Here is a 15,443-nt window from a genome sequence, read left to right as displayed (position 1 = left end):
ATGAGCCTTCACGTCTTCGCAGCCTTCGTCACCCCGCTGGGAACCGCCGCCAACAACCGGGGCCTCACCGAGGGGAACATCACCAGTCTCCAGAAGCTGGTGTGGAACGGACAGGTCCACACCACCGTCTCCGCCGAGTCCATCCGCTTCGCCTTGCGGCGGCGCTTGAATGAGCAGGAGCCGTGCAACCGCACCTACGACGACGCGGCGCGCGTCAACGAATGGAAGGACGCGGCCTTCAGCGCCTGGGCAGCGAAGTCCAAGGAGAAGACGTACATCGACGACGACCTGCTGGGCTTCATGTCCGCGGAGGGCGCGAAGCAGGAGAAGGAGAAGGGCACGGCCAAGGTCCGTCGCGCGGTGCTGGAGGTGTCCCGCGCGGTGAGCCTCACGCCGTGGTCCGGGGATGTCACCTTCAACGCCGCGAGCCCAAAGGCCACTCCCTCCGCGCAGAAGAAGGGCGACAACCCCGTGCCCTATGGCACGGAGATGCACGCGACGCGCTACCAGTACGGCGTGGCGCTGACGCCGGAGGCGCTGCGAGTGCCGGCACGGGCAGTCACGGCGCTGAACCAGCTCTGCGCGCTGGGGCCCGTCGCGGGCAACCATGGCCGCTTCCTCTTCGACTTCAGTCCGGAGTCGGTCGTCTTCCGGCTCACGCAGGAGGCCGCGCCGCGCATCCTGTATGCCTTCGAGCCGTCCTCGCGCCCAGGTGGGGTGGAGCTCGCCGCGCTGCTGCGCAAGGTGAAGAGCGGGGACGTGCCCGCGAAGGAGCTGGTGCTGGGCGGACAGGTCGTGGAGGCACTGGGGGCCGAGGAGCGCGAGGTGCTCTCGGGGGCGGAGCTCCACGCGGGCGTGGTCGCCGCGTGCCGCGCGGCCTGCAAGCGGCTGGAGGCGGGGAAGCGGTGATCGCGCTCGAGCTGACCGTGCCCGTGGCGTGCTGGCGCAAGGGCCGGGCGCGCGAGCTGGTGGAGACGGAGGTCCTGCCACCCCCCGCAGCGTGCTACGGCGCGCTGCTGTCGCTCGTCGGCGAGCAGGACCGTGAGCGGCACCGCGGATGCCGCGTGACGGCGGGGCTGCTGAACGCGCCCGTCATCAGCACCGTCCTCCGCACGTTCTGGCGCACGAAGAACCTCAAGGTCGCCAAGGGGAACGACGAGAACGCGGCGCCGGACCAGCAACAGCTCGTCATCGACGCGCGGCTGGTGGTCTGGTGTGACAGCCGGGAGGAGCCCGACACGGGCGAATCGCTGGAGGCCCGTGTCGTTCGAGCGATGCGGGAGCCCGGCACCGTGGAGCGGGCCGGCGCGTGGTCGCTCGGGGAGTCCACGCACCTCATCAACGACGCACGCCTGCTTCCGGAGGGGCGGCCGCCCGCCGCGTGCCGTGCCTTCCTGACCGCGCCCGCGGGGGCCATCACCTTGCCGGTCTGGGTGGACCACGTGGGGACCCGCGGCTCTCGCTACGCGGTGGGAGGGCTCGAGTCGGTCACGGAGGTACCCGAGGTCCAGCGGCTCCCGCGCATCCCGCTCGCCGAGGGGGCGGAGTAGCCGTCTGTCGTTGTCGCTGTCACGGAGCACCGGGGGCGGGGGGCCCCATCGCATGACTGCACCGTCCACGAGTCCGAAGCCGGCCATCACCGAGCCGTCCATCCGCACGCACGCGCTGCACGCGCTGGCGTACTGCGAGCGGCTCTTCTACCTGGAGGAAGTGGAGGAGCTGCGCGTGGCTGACGCCGCCGTCTACGCGGGACGGCGGTTGCACGTTCAGCTCCAGGAGGAGGGGGAGCGCGTCGAGCTGGAGCTGGCCAGCGAGGCCCTGGGCCTGCACGGCCGGGTGGACGCGGTGAGGACGCGGGAGGGCACCCTGGTGGTCTACGAGCACAAGCGCGGACGCCATGCGCCGGGCCGGGACGAGCCGGAGGCGTGGCCGAGCGACCGGCTCCAGGCGGGGGCCTACGCGCTGCTCGTGGAGGAGCGCTTTCCGGGGGCGCCCGTGGAGTGCCGGGTCCGCTACCACCAGACGGACACGACGGTCCGCTTCCCGCTGGACGCGGCGCTGCGGCGTGACGTGGAGGAGGCCGTGGCGCGCGCCCGGTTGCTTCGCGCGTCGAGGGAGCGGCCGCCCGTGACGCGGGAAGAGCGCAAGTGCGCGAAGTGCTCGCTGGCGCCCGTGTGCCTGCCGGAGGAGGAACGGCAGACTGCTGGGGAGGACCGGCCCCGGCTCTTCCCGGAGGACGACGTGCGGCAGGTGCTGCACGTGACGACACCCGGGACGCGCGTGGGGCGGGCGTCGGAGGAGCTGGTGGTGACGCCGCCGGAAGGGGAGGGGGAGCCATCGAGGCAGCCGGGGCGCATGGTGTCGGCGCTCATCGCGCACGGGGCGGTGCAGGTGAGCGCGCAGGCGCTGGCGTACTGCGTGGAGAACGACATCGGCGTGCACTGGTTCACTGCCGGTGGCCGCTATCTCGGCGGATTGGGAGGCGGAGCGGGCAACGTCCACCGGCGGCTGCGTCAGTTCGAGGCGCTGCGGCAGGAGCCCGTGCGCCTGGGGCTGGCTCGGCGCCTGGTGGAGGCGAAGCTGGAGGGGCAGCTCCGCTTCCTGCTGCGCTCCTCGCGAGGGGACCCGGAGTCGCGCGAGGTGCTGGCCTCGGCGGTTCGAGACCTCCGCGCGTTGCTACCGAAGTGTGCGGAGGCGCCTTCGCTGGACGTGCTGCTGGGGCTGGAGGGGGCGGGCGCGGCGCGGTATTTCGGAGCGCTGCCGTATCTTCAAGGCGAGGACGTGGACCCGCGCCTGCGCTTCGACGGGCGCAACCGGCGGCCTCCGAAGGACCGGTTCAACGCGGTGCTCGGCTTCTTGTATGGGCTGGTCCACCGGGAGGTGGAGGCGGCCATCCGGGCGGTGGGGCTGGACGTGGCGTTCGGCTTCTACCATCAGCCCCGGGGCTCGGCGGGACCGCTGGGCCTGGATGTGATGGAGCTGTTCCGCGTGCCACTGGCGGACATGCCGCTGGTGGCCTCGGTGAACCGGCGGACGTGGGACGCGGACGCGGACTTCGAGGTGACGTCCGAGCACGTCTGGCTCAGCAAGGCGGGACGGGCGAAGGCCATCGAGCTGTACGAGCGGCGCAAGCGGGAGACGTGGAAACACAACGTGCTGGGGTACTCGCTGAGCTACGCGCGGCTGGTGGAGCTGGAGGTGCGGCTGCTGGAGAAGGAGTGGACCGGCAAGCCGGGGCTGTTCGCGACGTTCCGCTTGAGGTGAGCCATGGCCGAGCCGAGGCGCTGGTACCTGATTACGTACGACATTCGCGACCCGAGGCGGTGGCGGAAGGTGCATGCCTTGCTGAAGGGGTACGGGGAGTGGTTGCAGCTCTCCGTGTTCCGCTGCTCGCTGACGGACCGGGACCGCGAGAAGCTGCGCTGGGAGCTGTCGCGGCGGATGGATGCCGTGGATACCTTGCTGGTGATTGGGCTGTGCGGCGGGTGCGTGGAGCGCGTGCGCGCCATCAACGCCAAGGAGGACTGGCCGGAGGAGCCCGCACCTTTCAAGGTGCTGTGAGGTGCGCGACAATCAAGCACCACGCCGTGGCGGAGGCCCGCGACGGCGAAAGCGGCGAAATCCCCAGGAAGTTCATGGGGTTGAGGCTCTTTGACAGGTGAATAGGTGCATGATCGATGAAAAGCCGAGTTGTTTCATGGGGTTGGCGTTCTTGGGTAGGGTCTGGAGTTGCCAACCCTGATGAAGGAGGGGGAGGTGCTTGAAAAGAGGGCTGTAAGTTGGTGGAATTGCTGGGGGATTCAGACGGGCTGTCCCGCTCGCCGTGATGCCGGAAGGCGTTGAGCACCTAAGTAAGCACGAGCCATAGATCGCCCGCTATGGGTCCCGCTCGCCGTGATGCCGGAAGGCGTTGAGCACTCGAAGGCAGCGATAGCCTCAAGCGCCTCTGTGGTCCCGCTCGCCGTGATGCCGGAAGGCGTTGAGCACCTGTGATGCGGCGCGCGTGGATTCTGGCGGCGCTGGTCCCGCTCGCCGTGATGCCGGAAGGCGTTGAGCACGGAAGTGGAGGTGGGATTAGGTTGAGTCGGAAATGAGTCCCGCTCGCCGTGATGCCGGAAGGCGTTGAGCACTCGTAGGCCGGCGCGAGAGCGAAGCGCCGCGGGGTCCCGCTCGCCGTGATGCCGGAAGGCGTTGAGCACCCCTGGGCGGCGGCAGTCTCGCGCGGGTCACTCGCGCCGGTCCCGCTCGCCGTGATGCCGGAAGGCGTTGAGCACTAGTCCACGCGCTCCTGGATGGTGCATTTCGACAGGTCCCGCTCGCCGTGATGCCGGAAGGCGTTGAGCACTCTTCACCAGTGCCAGATTACAAGCGGTGGCCAGTCCCGCTCGCCGTGATGCCGGAAGGCGTTGAGCACGTGAAAGGCAGCGGGACGCGCAAGCCGCAAGGTGTCCCGCTCGCCGTGATGCCGGAAGGCGTTGAGCACAACAGTCCCGTATTGCTCAGGCTCGGGACGCTCGTCCCGCTCGCCGTGATGCCGGAAGGCGTTGAGCACTCCTCGCCGCTCTCCTTAATCTCGGACATGACCTCGTCCCGCTCGCCGTGATGCCGGAAGGCGTTGAGCACAACCCAGGCTTTTGTCCGTCATGGGACGGCTAGCCTCTGTCCCGCTCGCCGTGATGCCGGAAGGCGTTGAGCACAACCGGCTGAAGTTGAGGAGGATTGCGAAGGACGAGTACAGGTCCCGCTCGCCGTGATGCCGGAAGGCGTTGAGCACTAGCAGATATCACCGACCACCAACTGCCTTTCCAGTCCCGCTCGCCGTGATGCCGGAAGGCGTTGAGCACAAACGGGAGCGAGGGGCGCAATGAGCAACCCCGAAGGTCCCGCTCGCCGTGATGCCGGAAGGCGTTGAGCACCGGTCCAGCTCGGCGTCTAGGAGGTCATCCTCGGTCCCGCTCGCCGTGATGCCGGAAGGCGTTGAGCACAGGAGCACCGCGTCCTCAACACTCATTCCTGCTGGTCCCGCTCGCCGTGATGCCGGAAGGCGTTGAGCACCTCAAGCGCGCAGAGGCGGCCGAGTCCGAGCGCGACGTCCCGCTCGCCGTGATGCCGGAAGTCGTTGAGCACTTCTCGTGGAACGGCAACGCGTCCGGATGGTTTGCCTTGTCCCGCTCGCCGTGATGCCGGAAGGCGTTGAGCACTCCTGGAGGCGTCCGGTGCTCTGGCAGAGGACGCGGCGCGAGTCCCGCTCGCCGTGATGCCGGAAGGCGTTGAGCACTCGTCCACTGAGGAGATTCAGGGGGAGGACACGTCAGAGTCCCGCTCGCCGTGATGCCGGAAGGCGTTGAGCACGGTTCAGGCGCTTCCTCTTTCGGCGCCTCCTCCTTGGTCCCGCTCGCCGTGATGCCGGAAGGCGTTGAGCACTTGCCGACGTCCCAATACATCGTCAGCAACGGGAAGTCCCGCTCGCCGTGATGCCGGAAGGCGTTGAGCACAGGCTTCTTCCTTTCGGGTGTTGTCCTCCACCCAGTCCCGCTCGCCGTGATGCCGGAAGGCGTTGAGCACTAGACCTTGGGCGCGAGCGCGACAAAGCCGTCATGTCCCGCTCGCCGTGATGCCGGAAGGCGTTGAGCACAGAAACTGCGGTGCCGGAGCATCTGCGCCGCGATGGTCCCGCTCGCCGTGATGCCGGAAGGCGTTGAGCACGCGAGAGTTTCCCAGCGTTCCCGCTCAATCCGCTCGGTCCCGCTCGCCGTGATGCCGGAAGGCGTTGAGCACACGAAGCAGGACGCCGCCGCCGCCAAGAAGTTCGGTCCCGCTCGCCGTGATGCCGGAAGGCGTTGAGCACCTCCACGAGGAGCGCGAGGCCACGGTCCACGGTGGCGCTGTCCCGCTCGCCGTGATGCCGGAAGGCGTTGAGCACGTGCAACCCTCGATACCAGAAGGATGGATGCTCTGGGTCCCGCTCGCCGTGATGCCGGAAGGCGTTGAGCACCCGCGTCCTCGGCGCGGAGCGGGGCAGGTCATGGTCCCGCTCGCCGTGATGCCGGAAGGCGTTGAGCACCTCGCCCAGGTGGCCCAGGTCGCCGCCGACAAAAAGTCCCGCTCGCCGTGATGCCGGAAGGCGTTGAGCACAGGGCAGGAACCTGAATGTGCCCTTGCTTGAATTCGTGTCCCGCTCGCCGTGATGCCGGAAGGCGTTGAGCACCGCTCTGGTGTCGACGGACTCAGCGTCGCCTTTGGTCCCGCTCGCCGTGATGCCGGAAGGCGTTGAGCACACGGTCAGAACGGGATGTCGTCGTTCGGCGAGGGCGGTCCCGCTCGCCGTGATGCCGGAAGGCGTTGAGCACAAGTACACCACGAACACGACGCGGGTCCGCGTCCGTTGTCCCGCTCGCCGTGATGCCGGAAGGCGTTGAGCACGACATGGACAACGTCCTGACCGTGTCGAAGACGCGTTGGTCCCGCTCGCCGTGATGCCGGAAGGCGTTGAGCACTACGCTTCGAGCTTGAGGGACTCCCAGCGCTTGATGAGTCCCGCTCGCCGTGATGCCGGAAGGCGTTGAGCACGTGGGCAGCGGCCTGTTCAGCCGGCGCCCCGTGAGTCCCGCTCGCCGTGATGCCGGAAGGCGTTGAGCACCTTCGGATGCCTTCATGAGAACCCCCACTTCCCGGTCCCGCTCGCCGTGATGCCGGAAGGCGTTGAGCACTAGGGTGAGGTTGTATGCGCCCACTCCTCGCCCTGGTCCCGCTCGCCGTGATGCCGGAAGGCGTTGAGCACCACTGCGACGTGGCACCCGACGCCTGCCAGGCGCACGGTCCCGCTCGCCGTGATGCCGGAAGGCGTTGAGCACCGTCAGCGTCGCCCAAAGACCTTCAAGCCCCTTGGTCCCGCTCGCTCATGGACTTGGGGTACACGGACACCGGCCGCTTCCTCGACGCCATCGAGGCCGGGGCCCACTTCCTGGTGCGGCTCAAAGCCCAGCACGACCCAAAGGTGGTGCGGGTGCACGCGGGCAAGGGCGAGCGCGTACGGGCCCGGGGCATGCGCCTGACGGACGCGCTGCTGCAGGGCGTGCTTAAGGAGGAGGGCGGTGTCATCGAGGTGGACGTCCTGCTGGAGAAGCAGGGGCGCCGCGCCCAGGCGCGCGTGGTGGCCATACCCGGCCCTGAAGGGGAGCGACGCTGGTACCTGACGACGGTGGGCCGGCACGTGCTGTCGCCTCACGAGGTGGCCGAGGCCTACCGTCTGCGCTGGCGGGGGGAGTTGCTCTTCACGGCCCTCAAGTCCGGCACGGGCTTGACGGCGCTGCGTGCCACCCGGCCGGGCGCGGTGCTCTCGCGGGTGTACGCCAAGGTGATTGCCCTGTCCCTCTCGCGGCTACTGGAATTGTCGATGCAGCAGAAGGACGACGCGCCGGGCCAGTAGCAAGCGACGGGGCGGCTCGCGCTGGTGCTGGCACTGACCCGCTGCGCTCCATTGCTGCTGTCACATGCGATGATGAGCCGGGGCGTGACGTTGGAGCAATTGGAGGAGCGCATTCTTCTCATCGCAGAAGTCACCGCCCGCTCACGCCAGCGGCGCCGCGAGCGTGAACGGCGCAAGCGGATGGGGGTTGCACAGGGAGTGTCATGGCGTCGGCGGGCGACTGAGGTATGGATTTCCGGACGATGCGACTTTCCGAAGGCGCTGAGCAATCAATTCCTGGGCCTGCTCTGGCTTGAAGTCGAAATCCGGATCAAGCGCCTCACGTGGGACTGGGGCGCCCATCCCATCGCCCGCATAATAGGTCCCAAGGCGGCCTATCGCAGCGTCGAGCCACTTCATGAAGGGCTTCCGGTCAGGCAGCACATGGATCGCCAGGAAGTGAAGATAAACTGCCCACTCAGAAGGGTATCCGCCTTCGCATGCCATCTCTAGCGCCTCCTTGAGGGTACGAATTGCTATGAAAAGCGGATTTCGAACAGGTCCCGTCCAGTCTTTTATCTTGGCTCCATGCTTGATGTTGATGCAGTCCCAGTCAGCGAGCCCCAGCCATGCCGCTTCGACGTAGCGGAACGGCATTGGATCGTCCGAGAGCGTGCTGAACCTGTAGACAATCCATTCGGTACAGCCGATGCAGAGCGCGGCCATTCCACGTGAAGTGGTGACGCCGATTTGTTTGGCAAGCCGCGCGTCCTCAAGGACGATGTTCGTTTCGTCATCCCATTCAAAGCTGATGGGCGCTGAAGGGGAGACTGCGTCTCGAATGTAGTTCGGAAAGTCAAGATTCATGTGAGTCGCTAGCGTTGGAGTTATTGGAACTCATCACACCAGTCCGGCGTCTGGGCCTTCCCGTATCGTCGAAAGTTCAACCTCGATTCCCTCATTCATTGCAGCACAGATGCGGCGCCGACATGCCGGGCATGCCTTGCCTGACATGGAGTCCTTTGCTTTCTGATGCCACTGCATGCGCGGGCGTGCCTTTCCCTTGGGATTGCCGTTTGTTTCGGCAAAGATCTCTTCGATGATCCGAGCCTCCGTGTGGCTCGAGAGGGGCATGTTTGATGTCTTCTTGTATTTGAACCCAGGGATGTTCGACTCGTAGGAGGTGATAACCCTCTTTCGAGAGGCGACTTCCGAGTATTGGAGCGTCCCGACACCCTGAGCCCAGCCGTCCTTGTCGACTTGTCGACTGAAGGCTCGCATATTGTATCTGGTCGAATCGCTCGTGTTGAAGTACTGGGCGGTGGTAAGCGTGGTGGCCTCCTCCAACTGCTCCTCGCTGGGGCGGTTGCTCGGGTCGGCGGTCTTGCGGGGTTCCGCATTCTCGGCTTGCAGTTCATCGCAAGATTTTTCAGGCGCTTTGCCACCGCCGAGGAACATGCTGCCGGTGTTGAGGGTGATGGCACCGTTCGTCGGGTTCTGGTGATTGTGGGCTTGCCCGGGATTCTTTGGCAAGTGGGGGCGCAGCCAATGGCACGCAAGCTCATGTGGCGCGACTCGCATGGACTGGCAGTTTCGCCAAGGTGCGTTCGTATCGTCACATGACCTGGGCGAGTCATGCTCGCACGTTGGGAGCGGCGAAGCGGTTATGGGACGAAGAGCCGGCTGTCTGTCGGCATGTCGAGGTCAGCGCGTGGGGAGCTCGAGAAAGCGAATGCCTTTGAGTTCCAATCGGAGGGCAACCTCCATGAAGCGCTCGGTCCCCACAATCATCGTCGCGAAGTTTCCGATGCGGAAGATGTCGAGGCTCGTTGGCAGTGAGGTTGCGTCGAGCATGGGGGCCTCGGGGCGGGAAAGGTCCAAGCGTCCGCACGTTTCGCAGGGGGGGGCGGGTGTCGGGGGGCATGCATTCGGAGTGCAGACGCCCGTGAGGCTGAAGCTGGAGTTCGAGGTACGTTGGAGGCGACTTCTGTCTGAACCGCAGTGCGGTGCTACTCCCGAGCAGCCGGTCAAGTCCCGGATCGTGTGTAGAAGGGGGGCCGCGTGGGGACCGCCCCGGCGCCAGCAACTCTGCCGCGCGCATCGCTGGCCCAGGCGGAACGAGAACCGCGCCGCGCTCGGTAGAATGTGGCCTTGACGCGCTCAGGACATATCGGCCGGATCTTGAGTAGGCACAAGGGTTACGGCAGTTCGTACGGAACACCGTCGAAGTAGAGCCTCCGCATATCACTAGGAGAGCGAAGGAATGGGTTCGCCTTGTAGTCCAGCTTCTTCAGAAATGCCCCGATTAGCGCCGGCGCCATCTCGGGTCTGAAATCGAAGTCCGGGTCGAGAGCTTCGCGAGGCACTGGCTCTCCTCGCGTGTCCCGTGGGTTTAGTGGATACAGGCGCTCCAGCCGGGTCACAATACGTTCGCGCCATTCATGGAATGGCGTCGGGTCAGTCATGACGTGGGCAGCCAGGTTGGCGAGAGACAGCGCGCCGATGTCGGGATGGTCGTCATTTTCAACTCGAACGATGGTGTCCACCAGAAGCATCAAGGCAACCGCCAGGGGCTTGCGGTCAGGCCCTTGCCACTCTTCTCTGCGGGGTTCCACGTAGTAGTTGGCATATCGGGCATCAACGACCGCAGCCCACGCGGCTTCAATGTAGTCATCAAGGAAGGGAGGAGAGGAAACGGGCCTGAAACGATAAAATATCCATTCTGCGCAAGAGACGGCGAACGCGAGAATGGCGCGCTGTGAGAACCGCTCCATTCGAGTTCGAGCTGCCTTGTCAAGCGGAGTGTATGCCATCTCGTAGCGATGGTCGTCCCAGGCGAACCGTAAGTTCCGGTCCTGGACCTTGGCTTTTTCGAGATAAGCCGGGAGGGGGAGGGTCATGGCGTATGAGGCAAATTGAGATAAGGGTTCCCTGACGAAGCGACGGTGCGCAGATACTCTTCAAGTAGCTCTTTGGCCTGCTCGGGTTTGAAGTCGAAATCCGGGTCGAGCACCTCGCGAGGAACTGGCTCTCCCATTCCATCGCCTGAGTAGTAGGTTTCCAGGCGGCCTATTGCAGAATCGAGCCACTTCATGAATGGCTTTGGGTCTGGGAGGACGTATCGCGCCAAGAAAACAAGGTGCACTGTCTCCTCGGCCGGATAGTCTCCGGAGCTTGCTAGCGAAAGGTTCTCCTTGAGCGTTCGAATTGCAAGAAACAGCGGGCGCCGCACGGACCCCTTCCAGTCCTTTAGCTTCGCGCCATGCGGAATCTTCATGAGGTTCCAGTCGATGATGCCAGCCCATGCTGCTTCAAGATACTGATAGGGCATGGGGTCATCCGACAGCCCGCTGAACCTGTAGACAATCCACTCAGCGCACCCAACGGAGAGGGCCGCGATACCTCGGGCTGTGGCTGCCCCTATGCGCTTCGCAAGGCGGGCGTCGTCAAGGAAAACGTCGGTTGTCTCGTCGTCCCATTCGTAGGCGACGGGAGTTGAAGGAACAACATTTGCTCGGACGTAATTGGGGAACGTAATGCTCATGGCTTTGGTCTGGGAGGGCGCTACTCGGAGTATTCGTCGCACCAGTCGGGAGTGGTCGGTTTGCCCTTGTCGTCACAGAGTTCGATTTCGAGACCCTTGTTCATTGCTGCACAAATGAGCCGCTTGCAGTGCTTGCACGCCTCCGAGGACATGGTTCCCTTGGATTTGCGATGCCACTGGATGCGCATTCGCAACTTTCCTTTGGGTTGTCCATTGGTGGCTGCGAAAATGTCCTCGATAATCCGCGACTCCGTATGGCTCGAGTGCGGCATGTTCGTGGTGAACTTGTACGCAAACCCTTCGATATTCGAGTCGTACGACGTGATGATTCGCTTCCTTGTTGCAATCTCGGAATACTGAAGGGTCCCTACGCCCTGGGCCCAGCCATCCTTGTCGAGCTGGCGGCTGAAGCCTCTGACTCCGTAACGCTTTCCATCGCTCGCGTTGAGGTACTGGCCAGTGGTGAGCGTGGTGGCTTCTTCCAATTGATCCTCGGTCGGTCCCCTGCCGGAATCGGCATCCTTCCGAAGCTCTTCGTTCTCGGTCTGAAGCTCATCGCATGTTTTCTCGGGTGCATCGCCTCCGTCGAGGAACATGCTGCCGGTGTTGAGGGTGATGGCACCGTTGGTCGGGTTCTGGTGGTTGTGCGTCGTCAGGTCCATGTGGCGGACGACGTTCTGCCCCTCTACCTTGACGTCGAAGGACCATGCGGCGAACTTCGTCTTCCCCGTGATGGTATGGCTGATGACGCCAGCTCCGAAGTTGCGCGTGGCCGCCTCGTTGCCTTTGCTCGTCTTGTAGACGGACTGGTTCTTGAGGCTGATTTCCTTCCCATTCACGAACACCGTCTTGCTGCCGTCGCCTGTGTCTGACGACTGCGCGGTGTTGGGGTAGGGAATGGGAACAGGGCCTGCGGGCGGCCCGGGCGGAGAGAGGCATACGTCCGGCATGGCGGCCACTGACTTGTTGCCCGAGGCCTTGCCCGAAATCTCTCGTCCGTTGGCATACACCTTGGTGCTCATCGTGGACTGCTCCTCTCTTCATACTTCACCACCAGCGACGCCCTGTCCCCTTCATCACTCCCGAAATGGCACAGAGCGACCTCGCCAGGGGCGTAGCGCTTCTGGCCAGCGTGCAAGGCCCACGCGAGGACGCAGGGGCCCATGGCGGCGCCCACTTCACCCAGGTACTCGCCAGGGTGCCACATGTCGAAGGGAACGTCCTTGGGCGTGCGCTGCAGGCGCGCGGCGACGAAGGCTGCCTCCTTGAACTTGTAGTGCTCGCCATTCAAGTCAGTGATGCGCCAGGCCACGTCGAAGAGGGTGAGGCCGGCTTCCTTGAGGGAGTCCTTGACGGCTGCCGTCAGCCCGTCGCCTCGCAGCGGTTCCTCGGAGGAGACGGTTGCCTTTTCCTGGGCAATGCCAAGACCCAGGATGCGCAGCTCCCCTCCGGACTGGCGTCCCGCTGGAACCACCAGCACCGCTCCACCAGCCTCCCCAGGAATGAAGCCGTTGGAATTGTCCGGGGCGAGCACGCGCCTGCGGCGGACGTACTCCTTCACCGTCCTGGGATTCAGCAGGCTGTCCACCCCAGCGATGATGCAGCAGGCCGCCCGCTGCGTGGAGAGAAGGCGTTGGGCCTCTTGCAGCGCGAAGGCAATGGAGGCCTGCCCACGCGCTATCAACCGGGTGGCGGGGTGGAAGCGAACCTCCAGGCGACTCTCCACCTCCGCCACCAGGAGTTGCTCCATCCCTTCCGTCCGGAAGGGGCGCGAACCTTCCGCGACGCAAAGGAGGAGGGCAATGCTGTCCGCTGGCGCAGGAGCTGCGGCCTCCAGGCATTCACCGATGGCAGGGGCCACCAGCTCCGCCAGCTTGCCGAGTCCCTCCCACCATTGCGGCAGCGCCACCTTGGCCGCTTTCAGGTACTTCCCGGAAGGGGCATGCCACAGGTGGGATTCCTTGACGCCGCTGAGGCCCGCGCGAATGGCGGCCAAGGAGGCAGGGGCGTTGAATCCGACGGCCGTCACCAGGCCAGCCGCCTTGATGGCCACGCTAACCATGGCGGCCTGCCTTCCGGGCACCCCGCGCTCGAGCAAGCGCGTCGAGGTTGGGGTAGTACGTCTTGCCCACGGCGTGGGCACGCAGCCACCCGCGGGAGCGGCCTCCCACCACCACCTGCTTCAGCTCGAAGGCGTCCCGCCGCAACGGCCATGTGAGGCGCCACGTGAGAAGAAGGCGGTCGGCATCGGACTCCACCAGGACCGTGTCCAGCGCTGCGTCCACCTGCTTCGCCGGACCCTGGTGGGGGATGAACGCCACGGGCACCTGGAGTCGCGGCAGGCGGAAGCGCAGCGTCCCTCGGGGGCTGAGGTTGATGAGGGTGACGGCTTCTCCCCCGCGTGGGTAGGGCACCTGCTGGTCCTCGGGGGCGGCCTGGAAGTACCTGTCGTCGAAGTCCTTGGGGAAGAAGGGGAGGTCCTCACTCAGCCATGACGCGTCGTAGGTGCCCGCGAAGGCGGAGCGGGGATGCCAGTTGCGCCCCAGGGCACCGAAGGCCATGGGCCGGTACGGCCCGCGCGGGGATGTGATGGGTGTGCGAATCTCTTCCGTGTTGGACATGGGGACGCCATCCACTTCCTCGAGGTGGTGCCGGAAGCCCCGCCCCACGGGGTTGGGGAGGAAGGCCTTGTGCCTGGCGACGTCCTTCTGGCTGGTGTCCACCCCTCCGAAGGCGTTGTCGTAGCTGATGGGCAGTGAGGTGAAGGGTTGAGCCTCCGACGAGCGCGGGCCACCCATCAGGCTCTTTCGCCAGACACGAGGGCCATGCACCGCGAAGGACTTCGTCATCCCTCCTAACGAGAAGGAGACGGGCACCACCGGGGCGGGCTTTCCACCGGGCGCCCACGCACTCCCGTTGAGGAGCACGTCACACCGAGGTTTTCGGTGGGCGAAGTCCGCCTCGTGCAGTGGCGCCGAGAATCCCGGCTCCCCGGTGAAGGTGTCCGCTTCCACCAGCGGAAGTTGCGTGGGCGCGAGTGGGGCTTCTTCCTCACTCGCCGGAAGGCTGAAGGTGCCCTTCGCCACCACCACCAGCACCTCCCTCCCATCTGGCTGGAAGCCCACCGTCCAGCCCGCGCAGAGGGGCGTTTCATTCACGAAGTCCATGCGGCCAACCTCCGTGCCTGGAGGGGCCCGGGCGCCCGCACCTCGAAGAGAGGCGCCTGGGGCTTGCGAAGGCCCCACTCCAGCGCCGCCGCCGCACGCTGGCGCTGGGTGCCCTGCCGCAGTACCTCTCGCAGGTGCATGTCCGAAATGGGCTTCCCCACCAGGTAGCGCGTGCCCTTTTGAAAGTCCCCCTGGTGCTGGTGCCACCACGCGGCCACCTTTTCCGTGGCGGGCCAGGGCAGGTTCTCCGACTCCTTCGCGGCCGTTTCATCTTCCACGGCCACTTCGTCCTGTGGGGGCTCGGCGTCCAGTCCCTCCCACGCCAGGTCAATGCCTGTGAGCAGTGCGAATGCCTCGCCAGCCTCACGCGCGACCGCGGGTTCTGCCATCCACGCCAGCAGGTCCTTCACGTGCTCGGCGTCACCCAGCACGCCCGCGGCAATGGCCGCGAGGCGGCGGGTTTGCGGCGCTTCGCGAAGTCGCGAGTACCAGGCCTTTGCCTGGGCCTGTGGCATGCAGGGCATGGCCACGGAGAGGGCCCGCCGTGCAAAGGGGCCCGCCGAGTCGCCGAGAGCCTGCAGCAGCGAGAAGGCGGGGCCCGTGCGCTGCCCGAGGCGCACCAGCGTCCACGCGGCGGCGAACCGGCACGCCTCGTCCTCGTCATCTGTCAGGGCGCGCTGCACTTTCGGCAGGAGGTCCGCCCGCGCCAGCAGCCCCACGGTTTCCAGCGCGCATGCTCGCAGGGAGGCGTCTTCGTCGCCGAGGGCAGCGCCCAGGTGCGGCCCCAAATCCCAGCGCTGCGCGGCGGCACCGGCGACGCCGAGACGACGCACCTCCGGGGCCTGCTCCTCCAGCAAGGCTTCCAGCGTGGGGACTGCATCCGCAAACGACAGCCAGCCCAGGGCGGACACGCAGGCGCGTTGCCACTCGGGGGCCTCAAGAGCCAGCTTCACCACGGTGCCAATGCGACGGCCATCGCGGCTCTCGCAAGCCAGCACCCCCGCCGCGAACACTTCTCCGGGGCCTGGCACGTCCATCGCGGCCATGCACTTCTCCCAGCCCTTTTCGCCGGCGGTCCTCAGTCCATCCAGGTGCGCCTCCAGCCTCCCATCCAGTCGGATGAGGTCCTTCAGCCGGTAGTGGGGGGCGCCCACGGCGTGGGCTCGCTGCGTCCAGAGGAAGGCCGCCTCTCCGGCATGCAGCGCCACCATCTCCTCGTTACAGAGGGCCGAAATCTCGCGCGGTGCGAAACCGCTCCAGCGCCGCGGGGGCACGCTGCTCCCCTCGGGGTGGAGCCCCCCTTGTCGAATGCTGCTCACGTGTC

General features: G+C 65.9%; 14 protein-coding genes, 1 pseudogene and 1 CRISPR repeat array. Of the genes and pseudogenes, 5 read left to right on the top strand and 10 right to left on the bottom strand.

Annotated features, from left to right (window positions below; genetic code table 11):
* The 5 genes from cas7i (at position 1) to VZL07_RS13190 (ending at position 7,429) form a co-directional block, all read left to right on the top strand.
* Positions 1-909, top strand: a complete 909-nt coding sequence (gene cas7i / locus VZL07_RS13210) for a type I-B CRISPR-associated protein Cas7/Cst2/DevR (protein ID WP_426755871.1) — start codon at positions 1-3, stop codon at positions 907-909.
* A complete protein-coding gene (cas5, locus tag VZL07_RS13205; RefSeq protein ID WP_426755870.1) occupies positions 906-1,550 on the top strand; it encodes a type I-MYXAN CRISPR-associated protein Cas5/Cmx5/DevS in 645 nt (214 codons plus the stop codon). The genes cas7i and cas5 overlap by 4 nt, the downstream gene beginning before the upstream one ends.
* A gap of 52 nt (positions 1,551-1,602) precedes the next feature.
* Complete coding sequence (gene cas1, locus VZL07_RS13200; RefSeq protein WP_426755869.1) at positions 1,603-3,264, top strand: type I-MYXAN CRISPR-associated endonuclease Cas1; 1,662 nt, start codon at positions 1,603-1,605, stop codon at positions 3,262-3,264.
* Between the two features lie 3 nt (positions 3,265-3,267).
* On the top strand, positions 3,268-3,561 hold the full coding sequence (gene cas2, locus VZL07_RS13195; RefSeq protein WP_090495965.1) for a CRISPR-associated endonuclease Cas2: 294 nt from the start codon (positions 3,268-3,270) through the stop codon (positions 3,559-3,561).
* A gap of 250 nt (positions 3,562-3,811) precedes the next feature.
* Positions 3,812-6,854: direct repeats of the CRISPR family, unit length 36 nt; unit sequence GTCCCGCTCGCCGTGATGCCGGAAGGCGTTGAGCAC.
* 47 nt (positions 6,855-6,901) lie between these two features.
* Positions 6,902-7,429 (top strand): transposase, encoded by a 528-nt coding sequence (locus tag VZL07_RS13190; RefSeq protein WP_426755868.1) that lies wholly within the window; start codon positions 6,902-6,904, stop codon positions 7,427-7,429.
* Positions 7,430-7,630: 201 nt separating this feature from the next.
* On the opposite strand, the gene VZL07_RS13185 is transcribed toward VZL07_RS13190, so the two are convergent.
* The 10 genes and pseudogenes from VZL07_RS13185 to VZL07_RS13140 form a co-directional block, all read right to left on the bottom strand.
* Complete coding sequence (locus VZL07_RS13185; protein ID WP_426755867.1) at positions 7,631-8,275, bottom strand: hypothetical protein; 645 nt, start codon at positions 8,273-8,275, stop codon at positions 7,631-7,633.
* A gap of 33 nt (positions 8,276-8,308) precedes the next feature.
* Positions 8,309-8,941, bottom strand: a complete 633-nt coding sequence (locus tag VZL07_RS13180) for a hypothetical protein (RefSeq protein ID WP_426755866.1) — start codon at positions 8,939-8,941, stop codon at positions 8,309-8,311.
* A 171-nt stretch (positions 8,942-9,112) separates the two neighbouring features.
* Positions 9,113-9,439 (bottom strand): double-CXXCG motif protein, encoded by a 327-nt coding sequence (locus VZL07_RS13175; protein WP_426755865.1) that lies wholly within the window; start codon positions 9,437-9,439, stop codon positions 9,113-9,115.
* Positions 9,399-9,509, bottom strand: a pseudogene (locus VZL07_RS13170) (hypothetical protein); the annotation flags it as partial. The gene VZL07_RS13175 and the pseudogene VZL07_RS13170, both read right to left, overlap by 41 nt.
* Positions 9,510-9,606: 97 nt before the next feature.
* Positions 9,607-10,308 carry a hypothetical protein gene (locus VZL07_RS13165; protein WP_426755864.1) on the bottom strand — a complete coding sequence of 234 codons (702 nt, stop codon included), beginning with the start codon at positions 10,306-10,308 and terminating at the stop codon, positions 9,607-9,609.
* Complete coding sequence (locus VZL07_RS13160) at positions 10,305-10,952, bottom strand: hypothetical protein (RefSeq protein WP_426755863.1); 648 nt, start codon at positions 10,950-10,952, stop codon at positions 10,305-10,307. Before VZL07_RS13160 ends, VZL07_RS13165 begins: the two co-directional genes overlap by 4 nt.
* Before the next feature lie 20 nt (positions 10,953-10,972).
* Positions 10,973-11,974, bottom strand: coding sequence for a DUF4150 domain-containing protein (locus tag VZL07_RS13155; protein WP_426755862.1), 1,002 nt, complete (start codon positions 11,972-11,974; stop codon positions 10,973-10,975).
* Complete coding sequence (locus tag VZL07_RS13150) at positions 11,971-13,014, bottom strand: hypothetical protein (RefSeq protein WP_426755861.1); 1,044 nt, start codon at positions 13,012-13,014, stop codon at positions 11,971-11,973. Before VZL07_RS13150 ends, VZL07_RS13155 begins: the two co-directional genes overlap by 4 nt.
* Positions 13,007-14,119, bottom strand: a complete 1,113-nt coding sequence (locus VZL07_RS13145) for a DUF2169 family type VI secretion system accessory protein (RefSeq protein WP_426755860.1) — start codon at positions 14,117-14,119, stop codon at positions 13,007-13,009. Before VZL07_RS13145 ends, VZL07_RS13150 begins: the two co-directional genes overlap by 8 nt.
* Positions 14,107-15,438, bottom strand: a complete 1,332-nt coding sequence (locus VZL07_RS13140) for a TIGR02270 family protein (protein WP_426755859.1) — start codon at positions 15,436-15,438, stop codon at positions 14,107-14,109. The genes VZL07_RS13145 and VZL07_RS13140 overlap by 13 nt, the downstream gene beginning before the upstream one ends.
* Between the last annotated feature and the right edge of the window lie 5 nt (positions 15,439-15,443).

Origin of the sequence: Pseudomyxococcus flavus, from assembly GCF_050038885.1 — a bacterium.
Classification (GTDB): Bacteria; Myxococcota; Myxococcia; order Myxococcales; family Myxococcaceae; genus Myxococcus; species Myxococcus flavus.
Note: the sequence above shows the minus strand (reverse complement) of the source record. Positions and strands in the feature narration are given on the sequence as shown.

Bases quoted from the DNA above. Each gene is read 5' to 3' on its own strand.
- VZL07_RS13145 (WP_426755860.1), bottom strand. From the start codon at position 14,119: ATGGACTTCGTGAATGAAACGCCCCTCTGCGCGGGCTGGACGGTGGGC.
- VZL07_RS13160 (WP_426755863.1), bottom strand. From the start codon at position 10,952: ATGAGCATTACGTTCCCCAATTACGTCCGAGCAAATGTTGTTCCTTCA.
- VZL07_RS13185 (WP_426755867.1), bottom strand. From the start codon at position 8,275: ATGAATCTTGACTTTCCGAACTACATTCGAGACGCAGTCTCCCCTTCA.
- VZL07_RS13190 (WP_426755868.1), top strand. From the start codon at position 6,902: ATGGACTTGGGGTACACGGACACCGGCCGCTTCCTCGACGCCATCGAG.
- cas2 (WP_090495965.1), top strand. From the start codon at position 3,268: ATGGCCGAGCCGAGGCGCTGGTACCTGATTACGTACGACATTCGCGAC.
- VZL07_RS13165 (WP_426755864.1), bottom strand. From the start codon at position 10,308: ATGACCCTCCCCCTCCCGGCTTATCTCGAAAAAGCCAAGGTCCAGGAC.
- cas7i (WP_426755871.1), top strand. From the start codon at position 1: ATGAGCCTTCACGTCTTCGCAGCCTTCGTCACCCCGCTGGGAACCGCC.
- VZL07_RS13150 (WP_426755861.1), bottom strand. From the start codon at position 13,014: ATGGTTAGCGTGGCCATCAAGGCGGCTGGCCTGGTGACGGCCGTCGGA.
- cas1 (WP_426755869.1), top strand. From the start codon at position 1,603: ATGACTGCACCGTCCACGAGTCCGAAGCCGGCCATCACCGAGCCGTCC.
- VZL07_RS13155 (WP_426755862.1), bottom strand. From the start codon at position 11,974: ATGAGCACCAAGGTGTATGCCAACGGACGAGAGATTTCGGGCAAGGCC.